19 protein-coding genes are annotated in these 16,738 nt (G+C 40.6%); 7 read left to right on the top strand and 12 right to left on the bottom strand.

Annotated elements, in window-relative coordinates:
• Positions 1–230: 230 nt before the first annotated feature.
• The 8 genes from ACYVBM_RS22275 to ACYVBM_RS22240 form a co-directional block, all read right to left on the bottom strand.
• On the bottom strand, positions 231–845 hold the full coding sequence (locus ACYVBM_RS22275; protein WP_460687909.1) for a helix-turn-helix transcriptional regulator: 615 nt from the start codon (positions 843–845) through the stop codon (positions 231–233).
• A gap of 17 nt (positions 846–862) precedes the next feature.
• Positions 863–1,801, bottom strand: coding sequence for an NAD-dependent epimerase/dehydratase family protein (locus ACYVBM_RS22270; protein ID WP_460687908.1), 939 nt, complete (start codon positions 1,799–1,801; stop codon positions 863–865).
• A gap of 22 nt (positions 1,802–1,823) precedes the next feature.
• Positions 1,824–3,215, bottom strand: coding sequence for an aldehyde dehydrogenase (locus tag ACYVBM_RS22265; protein WP_460687941.1), 1,392 nt, complete (start codon positions 3,213–3,215; stop codon positions 1,824–1,826).
• Between the two features lie 124 nt (positions 3,216–3,339).
• Entirely contained in the window at positions 3,340–3,495 is a 156-nt protein-coding gene (locus ACYVBM_RS22260; protein ID WP_460687907.1) for a hypothetical protein, read from the bottom strand.
• Between the two features lie 48 nt (positions 3,496–3,543).
• Entirely contained in the window at positions 3,544–4,050 is a 507-nt protein-coding gene (locus ACYVBM_RS22255) for a type 1 glutamine amidotransferase domain-containing protein (protein ID WP_460687940.1), read from the bottom strand.
• A 128-nt stretch (positions 4,051–4,178) separates the two neighbouring features.
• The gene (locus ACYVBM_RS22250) at positions 4,179–4,655 is read right to left on the bottom strand and encodes an META domain-containing protein (RefSeq protein WP_460687906.1); all 477 of its coding nucleotides are present in this window, start codon (positions 4,653–4,655) and stop codon (positions 4,179–4,181) included.
• 479 nt (positions 4,656–5,134) lie between these two features.
• On the bottom strand, positions 5,135–5,587 hold the full coding sequence (locus ACYVBM_RS22245; RefSeq protein WP_460687905.1) for a VOC family protein: 453 nt from the start codon (positions 5,585–5,587) through the stop codon (positions 5,135–5,137).
• Positions 5,588–5,900: 313 nt separating this feature from the next.
• Positions 5,901–6,878: a c-type cytochrome gene (locus tag ACYVBM_RS22240; protein WP_460687904.1), complete on the bottom strand. Its 978-nt coding sequence runs from the start codon at positions 6,876–6,878 to the stop codon at positions 5,901–5,903.
• A 233-nt stretch (positions 6,879–7,111) separates the two neighbouring features.
• Here ACYVBM_RS22240 and ACYVBM_RS22235 point away from each other — a divergent pair, with 233 nt between their 5' ends.
• From ACYVBM_RS22235 to ACYVBM_RS22205, 7 genes are all read left to right on the top strand, one after another.
• Positions 7,112–7,744: a TetR/AcrR family transcriptional regulator gene (locus ACYVBM_RS22235; protein WP_460687903.1), complete on the top strand. Its 633-nt coding sequence runs from the start codon at positions 7,112–7,114 to the stop codon at positions 7,742–7,744.
• Between the two features lie 91 nt (positions 7,745–7,835).
• Entirely contained in the window at positions 7,836–9,107 is a 1,272-nt protein-coding gene (locus ACYVBM_RS22230) for a TolC family protein (protein ID WP_460687902.1), read from the top strand.
• Positions 9,108–9,170: 63 nt separating this feature from the next.
• Positions 9,171–10,100 carry an HlyD family secretion protein gene (locus ACYVBM_RS22225; protein WP_460687901.1) on the top strand — a complete coding sequence of 310 codons (930 nt, stop codon included), beginning with the start codon at positions 9,171–9,173 and terminating at the stop codon, positions 10,098–10,100.
• Between the two features lie 262 nt (positions 10,101–10,362).
• The gene (locus ACYVBM_RS22220) at positions 10,363–11,277 is read left to right on the top strand and encodes an ABC transporter ATP-binding protein (protein WP_460687900.1); all 915 of its coding nucleotides are present in this window, start codon (positions 10,363–10,365) and stop codon (positions 11,275–11,277) included.
• Between the two features lie 63 nt (positions 11,278–11,340).
• Positions 11,341–12,081, top strand: coding sequence for an ABC transporter ATP-binding protein (locus ACYVBM_RS22215; RefSeq protein ID WP_460687899.1), 741 nt, complete (start codon positions 11,341–11,343; stop codon positions 12,079–12,081).
• Positions 12,082–12,117: 36 nt separating this feature from the next.
• Complete coding sequence (locus tag ACYVBM_RS22210) at positions 12,118–13,224, top strand: ABC transporter permease (protein ID WP_460687898.1); 1,107 nt, start codon at positions 12,118–12,120, stop codon at positions 13,222–13,224.
• Complete coding sequence (locus tag ACYVBM_RS22205) at positions 13,221–14,345, top strand: ABC transporter permease (protein WP_460687897.1); 1,125 nt, start codon at positions 13,221–13,223, stop codon at positions 14,343–14,345. Before ACYVBM_RS22210 ends, ACYVBM_RS22205 begins: the two co-directional genes overlap by 4 nt.
• Before the next feature lie 314 nt (positions 14,346–14,659).
• On the opposite strand, the gene ACYVBM_RS22200 is transcribed toward ACYVBM_RS22205, so the two are convergent.
• From ACYVBM_RS22200 to ACYVBM_RS22185, 4 genes are all read right to left on the bottom strand, one after another.
• Complete coding sequence (locus ACYVBM_RS22200; RefSeq protein ID WP_460687896.1) at positions 14,660–14,935, bottom strand: hypothetical protein; 276 nt, start codon at positions 14,933–14,935, stop codon at positions 14,660–14,662.
• Between the two features lie 89 nt (positions 14,936–15,024).
• Complete coding sequence (locus ACYVBM_RS22195) at positions 15,025–15,576, bottom strand: DUF1697 domain-containing protein (protein WP_460687895.1); 552 nt, start codon at positions 15,574–15,576, stop codon at positions 15,025–15,027.
• A gap of 285 nt (positions 15,577–15,861) precedes the next feature.
• Positions 15,862–16,044: a hypothetical protein gene (locus ACYVBM_RS22190; RefSeq protein WP_460687894.1), complete on the bottom strand. Its 183-nt coding sequence runs from the start codon at positions 16,042–16,044 to the stop codon at positions 15,862–15,864.
• Positions 16,045–16,049: 5 nt separating this feature from the next.
• Positions 16,050–16,592: a dihydrofolate reductase family protein gene (locus ACYVBM_RS22185; RefSeq protein ID WP_460687893.1), complete on the bottom strand. Its 543-nt coding sequence runs from the start codon at positions 16,590–16,592 to the stop codon at positions 16,050–16,052.
• Positions 16,593–16,738 lie beyond the last annotated feature (146 nt).

Raw genomic sequence — 16,738 nt, 5'->3', positions numbered from 1 at the left:
CAGAATGGAATTGAGTGTTAAAATGAGGATTGTTTATGTTCCGGTACTGGTCATTACAGCACTCAACTATTTTTCATTTATTCCTACTAATAAGTGAAGAGAGCATGTTGACGATTTTTAAAAATTGTATCGAATAAGTAAATGGCGTGGAGGATATATTGTGTTTATAATATTTTAAATTATTATATTAAATCTTATTTTTTCTTTTCATTACTGAGGCAAATGAATAATTAATTAAACGATGTCCTAAATTTTAGTGCAGATACAGCAGTCCTGCTTTTGAATAAACGGTGGAATGACTGCGGATGCTCAAAACCTACATGATACGCAAAGTCCTGCGTAAAAGCATCCATATTGGCATCTATTTCCCGGCTTACGTTTCTGATAATATCCATTATGGATTTTTCTTCCTTTTCTGAAAGCCACAAGGCTTCATTACTTGTATAAGAGAAATAGCCGTAATTTTTGACATTGGAAGCTAACGCATAGCCCTGCAAAAAATCGGGATGCACCACCAGTACAAATCCTTTCACACCGTTCAGCAATACATCTTCAAACTGCAGCACCTGGTGCGGAGCGATGAAGTACATAATGCCTTCATCAAAATCATAATATTGCTGCCCGTATTTGCATTTGCCGCCTGCACAATCTTTTTTCAAAGCAACCACGTAAAAATCTGTCGGAACCGAACTGAGAACGGTTCCGGGCTCCAACTGTACTTCGTCAAAATTGAATACGCTGATCAATGGATTAGACGGTTTCTTCAACCTCAAAAACCGGTGCAGCGCGGTGATGGACGAAACTTTAACCGGAGCTTTCATTTGCTGATCTGCTGATTTATTCATTACTATATTACTGTTTTTTATTTTTGTGCTGAAAGTTGTTCATTCCTGATCTGCTCAATCCCTTGCATGTAGGTGGTTACCTCGAATTCAGGAAAACGTTTTCTGAACTTTGAATCATCAAAAATATTGTCGTGTTCATATCTGGGTAACAGTTCCAGCAATTCTTTTATCCTGTCGTTAAATCTTGCCGCGATCTTAAAAATAAATTTCGGCACAACAGCATACTTTAAATCCCTGCCATAAATGCCGGAAGCCGATGCAATAAACTCTTTGTAAGTTAGATGACTTTCATCCACAGGCAAATGCCAGGTTTGCCCAAAAGCATCTGGTGTATTGCCAATCAATGCTGTTGCGCGGCTTGCATCGGGTGTCCAGATCAGGCTTCTTTTTTTGCTAGCGCTTATAGGCACTTTCAGCTTTTTACCTACTTTGATGTTATTAAAAACCAGGGTATTGGTAATGCTTTGCGTTTTACCGGGGCCGTAAAATTCAGGAGCCCGGCAAATAACAGCCTCCAGCTGTCCTGACCGGATTGTTTTTAAAACCATTTCAGCCATCTCCCTTCTTACTTTTCCTTTTCTTCCTACCGGGTCAAAAATGGTTTCTTCCGTCAAAACGTTATCATTCTGCGGGTACATGTAGGTGTTGTCAAAAAACACCAGCTTTGTGCTGTAGATTTTGCAGGCGTCAATTACGTTTTGCAGGATTAAAGGAAACTGTTTTTCCCACAAATCGGAACTGATAGGAAGCCCTAAAGTGAAAAATGCAATTTCGCTGCCCCTCACTGCTTCGATTGCTTTTTCCTTTATGGATAGATCTGCGGGGAAAACTTGGTCCGTATCGTTTACTTTTAAGGCTTTACGACTTACGATCCGGATGTCAGAAGTGAAATTCCTTTTCAGCTCTCTTGCAAGTACTTCGCCAATTTGCCCGTTAGCGCCCAATATGGTTTGCATAATTTGAGTTTTAAATTTGTTATTACATTACTCTTTTCAGCCATTTCATTTTCTTATCCGTATACGGCGGATATTTCCAGTCCGGTTCTCCCCAGGTAGGTTTTTCAACAACAGATTTTTGATGCGAGAACGAAAGGAAGCCATACTCACCGTGATAGTTACCCATACCTGAATTTCCGATACCGCCAAACGGAAGATAATCGTTCGTAATGTGCATTAATGTGTCGTTGATGCAACCTCCACCAAAAGAAACCCGTTGCAGTAATTTGGCTTTTTCATTTTCGTTTTTGGTAAACAGGTAAGCGGCTAAAGGCTTTTCGCCAGCAATAATCTTTTGCAACACCTCATCATAATTCCTGAAGCTGATCACAGGGAAAACGGGCCCGAAAATTTCTTCCTGCATTATGGCATCACTCCAATCTACATTATCCAAAATAGTCGGCTCTATATACAGTGTATCCTCATTGCTTTTTCCTCCGTAAACTGTTTTGCTATCGTCTATCAGGCTCAAAAGCCGGTCAAAATTTCGCTTATTGATGATACGGGTATAATGTTCGGCACCATCCGAATAACCGATTTCGTCCAGCTTTTCCTTCATCAACCGTAATAATTCCGGCTTTACGGATGCTTCCACTAAAAGATAATCAGGGGCGATACAGGTTTGACCGCCGTTTAAAAATTTACCCCAGACCAACCTTCTTGCCGCTATTGCCAGGTCTGCTGTTTGGGTAACAATCGCAGGCGATTTTCCACCCAGCTCAAGTACAACGGGAACCAGGTTTTTTGCGGCAGCTTCATAAACGATCTTTCCCACTTTCGGGCTCCCCGTAAAAAAGATCTTATCATAACGGAGCCGGAGAAGTTCCGTGGTCTCAGATATGCTGCCTTCCGCAACATATATATAATCAGAAGAAAAACTGGAATTGATCAGCTCTGCTAAAAGGTGCATGGTGTTTTCAGGCAATTCGCTTGGTTTTATCATACAGGTGTTGCCCGCTGCAATGGCACTTATCAACGGAATCAATGTAAGCGAATAAGGGTAGTTCCATGCTCCGATCACTAAAGTAACCCCTAACGGATCGTAATAGATATAACTTTTTCCGGGCTGTAAGCTGAGCGTCGTTTTTACTTTTTGGGGTTTGGTGAGCTTATCTAAATGCTTTACGAAAAAATCTACTTCGTTATACACCAGGTTCAATTCGTTGAGAAAAGTATCGAAAGCACTTTTGCGAAAATCTTTGTAAATGGCTTCATACAAACGGGCTTCGTTGCCTTTAAGAATTTTCTTCAGCTTTTTTAAAGTCTCTTTTCTGAAAACCACATCTTTGGTTTGATGCGTATTGAAAAAGTCTTTTTGCGACTGAAAGATTTTGCTAAACTTCATTGTTTCGGGTGTTACAATTGATGGGATCATTTCTTGCTTCCTGTACCAACAACGTGTATATAAAGCTGTCTGAAATTCATAATGGATCAGTCTGCCTAAATCCAATGATCTGATAAATGCAGATAAACGTCCGTTGGTAAGGTTGATCTGGACATTATCCTTGCTTTTGTTGGTTGCTTTTTGAAGGGTGTGCACTTCTGTATATTATTTGCTTCTCCAGTTCTTTCATCACTACTTTTGCCATTTCTTTTGAACTGAAAGGATTCTGGCCCGTGATCAGGTTCCCGTCCACTACCACTTTTGATGTCATCGGGATAAACGCCTTCTCGTAGTCAGATCCCCTTTTTTTCAGGCCCGCTTACAGGTTAAAGGGAACTTTTTTCTTCCTGTTGGCAAGGCTTTCTTCAAACCAGTTAAACCCGGTGATTTTTTTATCTTTTATCAGGTATCCGCCATCAGATAGTTTTACATTCAGCAAACCGCCAACACCATGACAAATGGCAGCAGCCATTTTGCCGCTTTCGTATTGATTCCGGATAATAGATTGCATGGTTTCATCTCCCGGAAAATCATACATGGTGCCGTGTCCGCCGGCTAAATATATCAGGTCAAGATTTTCGTTTTCTACTTCCTTCAGACATTTGCTGTTTTTCAACAATTCAGGAAATGAACTGTCATTCCAGTATTTTTTGGAAACCTTATCCAAAGTGAAACGCTTTAAGCTCTCCGGGTCGATAGGTACATTGCCGCCATTGGGGCTTACAATCGTTACTTCATAGCCTTTTTCCCCGGCTGCATGGTAAATATGGGTTAATTCGCTGAGCCATAAACCTGTTTTTAGGTTATTATTGGCATATGTACCTATTCCCCTGCAGCCGCTAAGCCGTTTACCGAACGGAGCATTTTACCGTAATTTTCAAAAAAGCCCGGATTATCATAAATGTTCTGCTGCATTATTGTTTAAAAAAGATTATCCTGGTAGATCCGTCTGTCTTATTGAGCTTTTAGCCGGGCAATAGTTTCCTGCTTTTCGTTGTTCAAATCAAGTGTGTCATTATTTATACTAAACGCTTTGGTACTTTTTAACACCTCAAGAAACGCCTGCTCTACCTGCAAATTGGGGCAGGCTATCATTGTAGCATTAATATCAGAGATCTCCAGGGTGTTATTGGCACTGGGTTTGTAATTGCCTCCAAAAGTATTGCAGCCGAGGTTCCCTGAAACTTTGTTTTCTGTTTCGAAACGAACATGCGGATATTTTGGAAAAGTAGTGTCCAGAACCACGGGTTTGCCGTTTAATTCCAATAGTTTCCATTCTTTTCCGGTAAGGTCGCTATTGGAAGCAGGTGTTATTGCTTCTGTTTTTTGTTCCGTAGTCTGGTCTTCGGTAGTGCCGCTTTTTGTATTGCTGTTGTTGTTACAGGCGGCTAGGGTACCAAGCATTGCCGCAATAAGGATGTAGTTTTTCATGATTTTTGTTATTGGTTTTATAAATGAAACAATTCCATATAAAGATAAGTAAAGATTTTGCAATTCAGCATATAGCAGTATTATACCATTTTTAAGGGCTTCTGAAATCTTTTATCCGGTTGCACCACTTCTTTTATCAGTGTGGTTAAAGCGGAAATGTTAATCTCATCAACGGATTGATAGATTTTTTAGGAGATCTGTTTATTAGTTCCGTGTTCCAGATGATTGTTTTCATCTTTCTGGCAATTGTCCTACCAAAAACCAAAACACACCGCTTTTAATGACGCTTAGGGGAACAGATGCAGGAAATATCAGACAAATAGATTTATTTCCATAGCGCTCCTGCAATTTCTTAACGGTTTTATTTTCCAGTGCTGCCCACATGACAGCGTATTTTCTAAATTTTCTGCAGGCAGGCAAACAATGGGAGTTCTTATAGTTTATGCTATTGAGTTTTCAATTGCTATTGTTCCGTTTAATCATTTATCGCTCAGTGGTTCTGCCAGCCCTATGAGAATACCTTCAGCGCCCCGAATGTAGCAGAGCTTATACGTATTTTCATACCGTACTACTTCGCCCACGAGCTGGGCCCCGTGGCGGCAAAGCCTTGTTATCATTTCCTCAATATCTTCAACTGCGAACATTATGCGAAGATAGCCAAGCGCATTTACAGGAGCCGTTCGATGATCTGTAACAGTTGGGGGATTGAGGAACCGGGATAACTCAATTCTGCTGTGCCCATCGGGTGTAACCATCATCGCCATCTCTACGCATTGAGATCCCAGGCCTGTAACACGACCTGCCCATTCTCCTTCAATGGTGGCTCGCCCTTCGAGTTTCATTCCCAACTCCGTGAAAAAAGGAATGACCGTATCGAGGGATTGTACCACGATGCCAATATTGTTCATTTGCAGCAATTTATTTTCTTTCATGTTCTATTCGTTTTATTTGCTGCTAATTTATAAATACATAGTTCATTTCACCTTGCCATAAGACAGGTTTTACTGTTAAATGGCAATAACCGTTCGACCAGTTGTTGAATCCTGTAATGCAGTTAAGGCAGTAATCGTTCGCGTTGTTGGATTTATAATTGCACTATTATCTGTAAGTTGCGGCCGTCTTATAATGATCATTAAAGTTAAAGTATCGGAGATATAGCGGCTTCATGTATCTGCCCGGATATGATGAAAAAATAAAGGGCTTTCATCTAAAAAGAATTGTTTGGTAATCGCCGCCGGTGAAAAATCACCTGTACTTTAAGTATTCTCTAACGGCAACAGCATTTTCTTTAGGAGTCAGGCTCTTTAAATACAGGTAAATGGCTTCCAGGTCAGATTCTTTCATACCTGCATACATATTCCAGGGCATTGGGGTATTTAATTCATTAGTTTTCAGTTTTTGTAAATTTCCCGTATTCTCGTAAGCTTTAAATTTTTGTATAAAAAGTTCTTTGGTCCAGCTGCCGATACCTGTTGCTTGATGCATGGTGATATTGGGCGCCCTTATTATGCCGGCAGGTTGTTTAAATTCCATACCGCCACTAAATGCAGTACCTTCCACTATTACGCCTTTATTTACCTTGCTATGGCAATCTACACAACCAGCTGCATTAATAAGATAAGCTCCGTAAGCGATCCTGTTCGAGGTGTCGGGCAGCGCCTGGGGAGTGGGATCTGCAGGGCCTAACTTATTAAGCAAGCTCACCGGAAAATCGATTGCTGTTTGAGGCAGCTGGTTCGTAAGAGGCTGCAGCGAACGTATATAAAGAATAATACTATAGATATCTTCCGTAGCCATCTTGCCAAAGCGTTTGTAGGCCATTAAAGGAAAAATTGCCCTGCCATCCTTACCTATACCGGCACAAATAGCCTGGTAGATTTCATTATCTGTCCAGCCAGATAAGTGGTAGGGTGTGAGGTTGGGTGCATAAATTTCCCCCGGAAATCCGGCTTCCCGGCTAAATTTTTCTCCTCCTATACCTTCAGAGCCCCTTACCATAGGGCCGCTAAATACATTCCAATCTCTTTTGCTATGACAATCCATACAAACTGCCACATGATGGGCCAGGTATTTGCCCCGCTCAAGAGAAGCGCCGGGGATATTCAGGTTGACCACAGCTGTTTTATTCACTCTGGGAAAGGCATAATTGATGTAAGTGCTGCCGATTACAACTATCAGCAGCAGGCCTGCTGTAATTAGTGCTAAAACTTTTATAATCTTCATTTTGTAGTATTGATTTTTCAAAACTATATAAAATACTGCTTAGCGTTATACGGAGTAGACATAAAGCAGGAAGTTGTAGATAAAAGATGATGATGAGCGACCAAAAGCGCTTTTCCCGGCACAGTTTGAAACATATAGGTTGTGAACCTGTCATTTATTAATCAAATGATTAAAATTATTGATTAAATATAAAATTAGTTGATATCTTTGTTTCTGAAAAGACATTATCGCAAATGGCAAAAAGCAAAAAAGTTCAAAAACCAGATACCACCACAGAAGAAAAGATAAAAGATGCTGCCCGCACTGTATTCTATAAAAAAGGCTTTGCTGCTACCCGCACAAGAGATATAGCAGAGGAGGCAGGCATGAACCTTGCCTTGCTCAATTACTATTTCCGTAGTAAGGCAAAGCTGTTCGAGATGATAATGATCGAAACCTTGTCTGTTTTTTTCCAGGATATAGTGATAGTGATCAATGATGAAACTACTTCATTAGAAAAGAAAATACAGGAAATTACCAGCAGGTATATAGACCTGTTAGCAAAGGAACCTGAGATCCCAACTTTCATCATGACGGAAGTCCGCAGCAACCCCGGAATTTTCCTGAAAAAATTGCCGGTAAGGCAGGCGGTCTTTTCCTCGGCATTTTTCAGGCAATATCAGAAAGCCGTTACTGATGGAAAAATCACTGAATCTGATCCGCTGCAGTTTTTAATAAACCTGCTTGGATTGACCATTTTCCCATTTATTGCCCAACCGATAATCATGAATATTAATGGCCTGAACGTGAGAGACTTTAACCAGTTTGTACAGAAGCGAAAAAAGCTTATCCCTATATGGCTAAAGGCAATAATGAAAGCGAAGTAAAAAAACGAAGCATATAATACCAGGCAGTTGAAAAGCGAAAATATCTGCGTATTTAATTTAATCAAATGATTAAAATATAAAGTTAAACAAAATGATTCATAAAACAATCTGGACTGTCGGCTGTTGGTTAATTGCTGTATACAGCTCAAACGCACAATCCATTACATTGGAAGAGTGCTATCAATTGGCAAAGGCAAATTATCCGGATATAAAAAAAATAGACCTGATTGCTCAGGCCAGTGCATATGATATACAGGATGTCAATAAAAAATATCTCCCCCAGGTAAACTTTTCCGGTCAGGCTACTTACCAGTCGCAAACAGTAAGTTTCTCTGATGCCCTGGGTGCGCTGCCACAAGGGATAACGCTTCCATCTATTAGTAAAGACCAGTACAAGATCCAGGGCGAGATCAATCAGCTTTTATATGACAGGGGCAATACCCATATCCAGAAAGACCTGATTAATACCAGTAAAGAATTGCAGGAACAGCATCTTGAAACCAGCCTGTATGCCATAAACAGCCGGATTAATAACCTTTTCTTTTCTGTACTATTGATGGATGCCCAATTGAAACAAAATGAGCTGAATAAAATTAACCTTCAGACTCAAATGCAGAAAACCGAAGCGGCACTTGAAAACGGTGCAGCCTTCAGAAGTAATCTCAACGAACTGAAAGCCGAGATACTGAATATTGAAATGACAGGTACAGAATATAAATTTAACCGTACTGCTTATTTAAAGATGCTTTCACTGTTTATCGGTAAAGCATTGCCTGAGTCCGCACAGTTGATTGTACCAGCAACAGCTGTTGCACAAAATATTATTAACAGGCCAGAGCTGAAAGGTTTTGACCTGCAAAGATCGATGTATGATATACAGAGAAAGGAATTAAGGTCGGGTCACCTTCCACAGGTAAGCGCTTTTTTCCAGGGGGCTTACGGCAGGCCTACATTAAACATTCTTGAGAATCAATTCGGCCCCTGGTATGTGGCAGGCTTAAGGTTTAGCTGGTCGTTAGGCAGTCTTTACACATTATCGAATAAAAAAAATATACTTATGCTCAACGAGCAATCAGTTGAAGCTGACCGGGAAGCTTTTTTACTGAATACCCGGCTTGACCTGGTTCAGCAGAATGAGCAGATAAAAAAATATGCCGAGCTTATTAACCAGGATGAAGAAGCGATTGTTTTACGCAGCGCTGTAACAAGATCTGCTGAAGCACAATTGAGCAACGGTGTTATAACCACCCACGAGTACATCCAAAAGGTAGCCGCTGAACATTTGGCAAAACAAATCAAAATATTGCACGAAATACAGTTATTACAGGCGAAGTATAATCAAAAATTTATAACGGGAAATTAAAACAGCCCTGATATATGAATAAGATCATTTTCATTTATAGTAAGTAAAAATAAAATAATAAAAATGAGAAATTGGATAGTATTTTTTGCTGTTGCAATATTTCTGAATGGCTGCAGGCAAAACAACAATTACGATGCTTCCGGCAATTTTGAAGCCGATGAGGTGATCGTATCTGCACAGCAGAATGGTGTATTACTCTCCTATAATGTGAGAGAAGGCAACCTGTTAAAAGCCGGGGATCATGTAGGCCAGATTGATGTTAAGATAGTAGAACTGCAAAAACAGCAGGCGGACGCCAGCATTGCGGCATTACGCGAAAAAACGGCAATGCCTAATGACCAGGCTGAATTAGTGCGCCGGCAGCTTGATGTGCAGAAAGCACAGCTCGCACAGCAATTAAAGGAGAAAACACGTACCGAAAATCTCGTAAACGCAGATGCCGCTACGCGCAAGCAGTTAGACGATATCAATGCATCGATAGACCAGTTACAAAAACAAATTTCTGTCACACAACAGCAGCTCAAACTGAACACCTATACCACCAATATGCAAAACCGCAGTATATTAAGTGAGAAAGCCCCGATGGAAAAGTCGGCTGCTCAACTCCAGGAGCAGATCAATAAAGGGCAGATCATAAATCCTGTTACCGGAACGGTACTGGTCAGCTATGCTTTACAGGGAGAAATGCAGACGGTTGGGAAGCCATTGTATAAAATAGCTAACATGGATACGCTTGATTTGAGAGCATATATAACAGGAGCGCAATTATCTCAGGTAAAGATCGGGCAACAGGTGAAAGTGAAAATTGATAATGGTAAGGATAAATACAAAGAATATCCGGGAATTATTGTTTGGATTTCGGAAAAGTCTGAATTTTCTCCTAAAACCATTCAAACCAAAGACGAAAGAGCCAATTTGGTTTACGCGGTTAAAGTAAGAGTCAGGAATGACGGTTATTTGAAAATCGGGATGTATGGCGAAGTTTTATTTTAGCTGTTCGCCCAAAAACAGGCAGTGAGAACCTCCAAACATTGTACCGTAATGGTATTTCACACATTCAAAAGCGATTAGCTAATGGCTAAAAGCCAGTAGTTAACATCTGGCTGCAGTGAATGGAAAACAATGAGTGTATTATAAAAAATATAAGGGGCAAAATCCCGAAGGGAAAAATAAAAATAATGCTGTCGATATCAGCCTTTCAGGTTTTTACTAACCCCATGTATCGGATTTATATTTTGGTTAAAATAACAAAAGTATGCCTTCAGTAATTGTAAAAAATATAACCAAAACCTATGGTGATGTTAAGGCGGTGAATGATGTTTCCTTTGAAGTAAATAAAGGAGAATTGTTTGGCCTGATCGGTCCTGATGGTGCGGGTAAAACTTCTGTTTTCCGTATCCTGACCACCTTGTTGCTTGCTGATAACGGTACTGCTGCCATTGAAAATTTTGATGTAGTAAAAGACTACCGGCAAATACGCAACAGGGTGGGTTATATGCCCGGACGGTTTTCTTTATACCAGGACCTTACCGTAGTCGAGAACCTGGATTTTTTTGCTACTGTTTTCGGAACTACCATCCGGGAAAATTATGAGCTGATAAAAGACATTTACGAGCAGATCAAACCATTCAGCAACCGGAGAGCAGGAAAACTGTCGGGTGGTATGAAGCAGAAGCTGGCATTATGCTGTGCCCTGATTCATAAGCCGGATATATTATTTTTAGATGAACCGACCACGGGCGTGGATGTGGTTTCCCGAAAAGAGTTTTGGGAAATGCTGGCGAAGCTGAAAAAGCAGGGCATTACGATCGTCGTTTCCACGCCTTATATGGACGAGGCTAGATTATGCGACCGGATTGCGTTGATACAGGGCGGCAAAATCATGTCCATTGACCAACCGCAAACTATTGTACAAAATTATCCGAAACCGCTTTTCGCAGCCAGAGCCAACAATATCTATAAGCTGTTGGAAGATTTTCGTTCGGATGATGCCATCGAAAGCTGTTATGCGTTTGGAGAATATGTGCACCTTACACTTAAAGCAAATGATGCAGATGCGCTAAGTATTATAAGAATTGCAGGTAAGGACCATCTGGAAGGACTTGAAGCAAAAATTATCACGCCCACTATTGAAGATTGTTTTATAAGGTTAATGAATAACAGAGAGTGATATATATTACAAATACACAGGTCATTATTTTTTACCTGTGCATCTGCAGTAAAAAAATAGAATATGGAGCATAAAGTAATTACCTGTAAAAATCTCACCAAACAGTTTGGCAATTTTAAGGCAGTAGACAGCATCAGCTTTGAGGTGGATAAAGGCGAAATATTTGGTTTTCTGGGTGCCAACGGTGCGGGCAAAACTACGGCCATGCGTATTCTTTGCGGATTGTCTTATCCAACATCGGGAACTGCATTGGTGGCGGGTTTTGACGTATACAAACAGCAGGAACAGATTAAAAAGAACATCGGCTATATGAGTCAGAAATTCTCTTTATACGACAATCTTTCCATGCTTGAAAATATTGAGTTTTACGGTGGCGTGTATGGTGTATCCCGCGCCGAAATAAAACAACGGAGCAAAGAGCTCGTAGCTTCACTAGGGCTGGAGAATGAAGCCAGGAAAATGGTTGGTTCACTGCCTTTGGGCTGGAAACAGAAACTGGCTTTTTCGGTAGCCATTTTTCACCGGCCCAGAATTGTTTTCCTGGATGAACCTACGGGCGGGGTTGACCCTATTGCAAGGCGGCAGTTTTGGGATATGATTTACCAGGCTGCGGCAGACGGCATCACGGTATTTGTAACCACCCATTATATGGACGAGGCCGAATATTGCAACCGCATTACCGTAATGGTGGATGGTCGTGTTGAAGCGCTGGGCACACCAGCAAATTTGAAAAAACAATTCAACGCGCACTCAATGGATGATGTATTTTATCAACTGGCAAGAGGAGCGAAGAGAGGGGAATAGCATAGGAAATAAGGAATGAAAGAATTATAAAAACAAATGAAACAATTATTATCCTTTATAAAAAAAGAATTTTATCACGTATTCCGTGACAGAAGAACCTTGCTGATACTTTTCGGGCTCCCGATTGTGCAGATCTTGCTGTTTGGTTTTGCATTAAGCAGCGAGGTGAAAAATATCGGCATTACCATACAGGATAATGCCCGTGATGTACAATCGGAGCAAATCATCGCTAAAATACAATCCAGTTCCTACTTCAAAATAAAACAGCCTGTATTAAATTATCCTGATATTCAAAAGCGCTTCAAATACGGAAGCATCAAATGTGCCGTAATATTTCCTGCTGGTTTTGGTTCGGATCTTTACAAAACAGGAGGGGCAAAAATCCAGCTTATTGCCGATGCTTCCGATCCCAATACAGCAACCATCGTTACCAATTATTTAACCGCCATCATCAGCAATTACCAGCAGGAGCTCAATCCGAACAGCAAACCGGCGTACCAGATTGTACCGGAGTTAAGACAATTATATAACGAAGAGCAGAACGGTTCGCTTAACTTTATCCCGGGTGTCATTGCATTGATTTTTATGATTGTCAGCACCGCGCTCACATCCGTTGCAGTGGTTCGTGAAAAAGAGCTGGGCACTATGGAAATCCTTCTGGTATCGCCATTTAAACCCATTATGGTATTGATAGCAAAAGCAATTCCGTACCTGATACTTTCGCTCATCAATTTTACTCTCATATTGTTACTTTCTGTATTCCTGCTGCATGTGGAAATAAGAGGCAGCCTGATGTTACTTTTTGCTGAAAGCATCCTGTTTATCATTACCTGCTTGTCGTTGGGCTTACTTATTTCTAATGTTACCAATTCACAGCAAACCGCTATGCTGATATCGATGATGGGAATGATGCTGCCCACCATGTTGCTTACCGGGTTTATGTTCCCGATAGAAAATATGCCATGGATATTTCGTGTTATATCCCGCATTATCCCGTCAGGATATTATTATGCTATTGTAAAAGCCGTAATGCTGAAGGGGCTGGGCTTTAGTTATGTGTGGAAAGAAACGCTGGTATTGGCAGGAATGTCCGCTTTATTGCTTACTATATCATTAAAAAAATTTAAAATCAGGCTTTCGTGAAAGTATTGCAGTTCCTGTTACAAAAAGAATTCCGCCAGATATTCAGGGATAAGACGATCCTGGCCATGATGTTTGCTATGCCCGTTATCCAGCTTATCATCTTGCCTTTGGCTGCTGATTTTGAAGTTAAGAATATTAATATGGCTTATGTAGATAACGACCACAGCAGCTATTCGAAAAAGCTGGTTAACAAAATTGCTTCATCAGGTTATTTCCGCATGGTGGGAGATCCGAATTCCTATAAAGGAGGTCTGAAAATGATTGAAGAGGGTGCCGCCGATTTAGTGCTGGAAATCCCGCCTCACTTTGAGCGAAATTTGGTTCGGGAAGGCAGTCAACAGCTCAATATTTCGGTAGATGCGATTAATGGTACAAAATCGGCATTAGGCGGAGCATACCTGGTTTCCGTTATAGCCGACTTTAATAGTAACCTGGACGTGAATATCAAATCGCCCACAAGTACTGTTTCTGCCTCAAAAGCATCCATCAGCATTGCCGGCTCCAACTGGTACAACCCACGTGCCGAGTACAAGTATTATATGGTTCCCGGCATATTGGTATTGTTGCTTACCCTTATCGGCGGATTTATTACGGCGCTCAATATCGTGCGGGAAAAAGAAATCGGCACCATTGAGCAGATTAATGTAACACCTGTTAAAAAATGGCAGTTTATTCTCGGTAAGCTTATACCGTTCTGGATTGTAGGAATGATCGTATTTACGGTAGGGTTAACAGTAATGTATATTTTCTACGGCATTTTCCCACAAGGCAGTTTGGCCGTACTTTACCTGTTTGCTGCAGTTTACCTGGTGGCCTTGTTAGGTTTGGGCTTATTGATTTCTACTTTTGCCGACACGCAGTTACAGGCTATGTTCATTGCCTTTTTCTTTATGATGATATTTATGCTTATGAGCGGATTTTTTACCAGTGTCGACAGTATGCCGGATTGGGCCAGGGCAATATCTAATCTTACACCGGTAACGCATTTTATCACGGTAGTCAGGCTGATTGTATTGAAGGGAAGTGGTTTGGCAGCAGTAAAAAAAGAACTGCTCTACCTGATTGGTTTTGCTATTGTACTAAACGGATTTGCGATATGGAACTACAGGAAAACGAGCTAAAACCTGTTGAATCCCCACATCATATACAAACAGGTTAGCAGAGGCCTCTTCAAATTCTTCATCCTGATTTACAACTCGTGTTGCTCAAAAAAAGGCATCACGCCAAGCATCAGGCTCGTATTCTTTTTGGTTTGCTGTTATTTGTTATGTTACCGTCTGAAAACCAACCGGGATGCCGCCCCCGGATCTTATTTTCAGCTTTCGGTATGCTGGTGCTGAGTGGCCTTACAAGCAATTTGCAAATGACTTTATACTTAGACCCCTGCGTATTTTTGTATGTGAAATATCTGTTTAAACCTGCTGCGATGTTCTATTTAAGCAATGCTGAATATTTTTGTTGATTGTCGAAAATAATCAAAGAGGTATAGCCCATAATACAATTGCGATGGGAGTTCGCCGGGTGCTACGAAAAAATGGGTGAGCAATATTCCAACCATTACGGGAAATACTAATAATACGCCTAACGTCCTTGTTTTGGGAAATCTAATGAGCAGGCAGCCCAGACCGATCAGCGGCAACAGCCAGGAGATCTCCAGAAAAGCAGCATTGTCTTTTATCAACGCATCAGGCAGATCATCATGCAGCGGCATATAATTGAAGAATTTGCTTAAACCACCGTGAATCAGTAAAAGCGCGAATATTACAGAATGTTTAAAATTTCCCTTTTTTAATAAAATTTTTACATCTTTTTTAAAGCTTTTTCAAAAGTGTTCAGGTTACGTGAAGTGAAAGCATGCTTGAGGTCTTTGCGTCCGAGTATTTTCCCGAATGTAGAATCGAGCGTATTCCCTTTGGGTACTTTCCAGTAAAAATGGTTAGCTGCGATCCGGCCTTCTTCTCCATTTATTTTCGCGGATCTTTCAAATTCCTCCTTTAACCTTTCTTCGATTCCGTCAACGCCTAAAAAAGCATAAATGTGAAAACCGGCGTCGGCTGTAAAAGGTTTTTGGCTGAAAATAGATGCTACTTCATTTTTATCTTTTATAAAAAGAAAGGCTTCATAACCAAAATACGCTGACATGGCTTTTTCTAATAGTTTCTTTAATTCGTTCCTGTTTTTCGAAGATGAAAACAGGATGTTGCCTGAAGCCAGGACCGATGATACATTTTCCATGCCGCCTTTTTCAAATACTGAACAGGCTTCTGCCATTTTCATGGCAGTCCCTTTTACATTTACACCCCGAAGGAAAGCGCAAAATTTAGTATTTTCACTACTGCTCTTCTTTTTCATATTTTGATATATTTTTGATCAGGGTAATTTCCAGAGTCGTTCAAAGTGCTGGGCCTGTCTACCCTTACCATTGAATACATGGACAGCTCAACCGGAGCTTTTATAGTTCCCGTCATTCCCCGAGCTCGGTTATATATATTTTCCATAGCTTATTTCTTTTGAATTTTTGCCAGTAGCTTATCAAGGGTATCAAAACGGTCTTTCCATATTTTTCGGAACTGCTCCAGCCACCTGTCTATTTCCTTCATTTTATTCACTTCAAGCTGGTAATAGATCTCCCGGCTTTTATGTTCCTGTTTGATTAGTTCGCATTCCGTAAAAATGCGTAAATGTTAGATATGGCTTGCCGGTGGTATCAAAATGTTCAGCTGTAGCATTGGGTGTCATTGCCTGCAGGGCAATTAAAGTGTTGATTGCCTGTCTGGTGGGGTCGGCAATTACCTGAAAAATATCCTGTCTGGTTTCCATTGCAATTATTGAGGTTCGTAAATGAGTTGCACAACGCCTGATTTAAAAGTGTTGGCTGTAATCAGTTTCAGCGCTATCCGCTTTTTCAGGTCTTCAAATAATGGCTTCCCGCTTCCTAAGACTATAGGATGCACCGATATCCTGTAAATATCTATAAGACCGGATTCGATAAATGTCCGGATGATGCCGGCTCCACCATAAAGCCAGATGTTTTTGCCTTCCTGCTGTTTCATCGCCTCAACTTTTTGAGCTATGCCGCCATTTATAAAAATGGCTTTATGATCGGTTCTTCTTTGCGTTGAAAAAACGTATTTTTTTTTAGAGTGAATATTTTGCCAGAGTTTTACTTCCGTTTCATGCGCATTTTTGCCGGGCTCAAAATGTCCCCAGGCGTCATAGCTGGCTCTTCCGTAAAATATGGCATCAATAGTGGATAAAAAGCCGTCGAAGTTCATATCCTCTTCCATGATGCACCAATCGGTTTCGCCTTTCGGGCCTTCAATAAACCCATCTATAGTAACCGCCAGGTCTAGAATTACTTTTCGCATCTTTTAAAGTTGTTGAACCTACAAATCTATGCAACTTTATGGTTTCTTTTTTTATGCAGACTTCTATTTTAAAACCATCTTTCAATGAAGCGGAAAAATTTCAATTATGTTAAATTTTTTTAAAATTAGTTTATAATATTTCCCGG

It is taken from the genome of Niabella aquatica, from assembly GCF_054779315.1.
The sequence above is the reverse complement of the archived record's forward strand: the minus strand, read 5'-3'. Positions and strand labels throughout refer to the sequence as shown.

What these genes read in the sequence shown, in the direction of transcription:
- ACYVBM_RS22275 (WP_460687909.1), bottom strand. Translation starts at nt 845, where the DNA reads ATGAATAAATCAGCAGATCAGCAAATGAAAGCTCCGGTTAAAGTTTCG.
- ACYVBM_RS22195 (WP_460687895.1), bottom strand. Translation starts at nt 15,576, where the DNA reads ATGAAAAAGAAGAGCAGTAGTGAAAATACTAAATTTTGCGCTTTCCTT.
- ACYVBM_RS22265 (WP_460687941.1), bottom strand. Translation starts at nt 3,215, where the DNA reads ATGATCCCATCAATTGTAACACCCGAAACAATGAAGTTTAGCAAAATC.
- ACYVBM_RS22225 (WP_460687901.1), top strand. Translation starts at nt 9,171, where the DNA reads ATGAGAAATTGGATAGTATTTTTTGCTGTTGCAATATTTCTGAATGGC.
- ACYVBM_RS22260 (WP_460687907.1), bottom strand. Translation starts at nt 3,495, where the DNA reads ATGACATCAAAAGTGGTAGTGGACGGGAACCTGATCACGGGCCAGAAT.
- ACYVBM_RS22215 (WP_460687899.1), top strand. Translation starts at nt 11,341, where the DNA reads ATGGAGCATAAAGTAATTACCTGTAAAAATCTCACCAAACAGTTTGGC.
- ACYVBM_RS22200 (WP_460687896.1), bottom strand. Translation starts at nt 14,935, where the DNA reads ATGCCGCTGCATGATGATCTGCCTGATGCGTTGATAAAAGACAATGCT.
- ACYVBM_RS22270 (WP_460687908.1), bottom strand. Translation starts at nt 1,801, where the DNA reads ATGCAAACCATATTGGGCGCTAACGGGCAAATTGGCGAAGTACTTGCA.
- ACYVBM_RS22185 (WP_460687893.1), bottom strand. Translation starts at nt 16,592, where the DNA reads ATGCGAAAAGTAATTCTAGACCTGGCGGTTACTATAGATGGGTTTATT.
- ACYVBM_RS22230 (WP_460687902.1), top strand. Translation starts at nt 7,836, where the DNA reads ATGATTCATAAAACAATCTGGACTGTCGGCTGTTGGTTAATTGCTGTA.
- ACYVBM_RS22240 (WP_460687904.1), bottom strand. Translation starts at nt 6,878, where the DNA reads ATGAAGATTATAAAAGTTTTAGCACTAATTACAGCAGGCCTGCTGCTG.
- ACYVBM_RS22210 (WP_460687898.1), top strand. Translation starts at nt 12,118, where the DNA reads ATGAAACAATTATTATCCTTTATAAAAAAAGAATTTTATCACGTATTC.
- ACYVBM_RS22235 (WP_460687903.1), top strand. Translation starts at nt 7,112, where the DNA reads ATGGCAAAAAGCAAAAAAGTTCAAAAACCAGATACCACCACAGAAGAA.
- ACYVBM_RS22250 (WP_460687906.1), bottom strand. Translation starts at nt 4,655, where the DNA reads ATGAAAAACTACATCCTTATTGCGGCAATGCTTGGTACCCTAGCCGCC.
- ACYVBM_RS22245 (WP_460687905.1), bottom strand. Translation starts at nt 5,587, where the DNA reads ATGAAAGAAAATAAATTGCTGCAAATGAACAATATTGGCATCGTGGTA.
- ACYVBM_RS22220 (WP_460687900.1), top strand. Translation starts at nt 10,363, where the DNA reads ATGCCTTCAGTAATTGTAAAAAATATAACCAAAACCTATGGTGATGTT.
- ACYVBM_RS22190 (WP_460687894.1), bottom strand. Translation starts at nt 16,044, where the DNA reads ATGGAAACCAGACAGGATATTTTTCAGGTAATTGCCGACCCCACCAGA.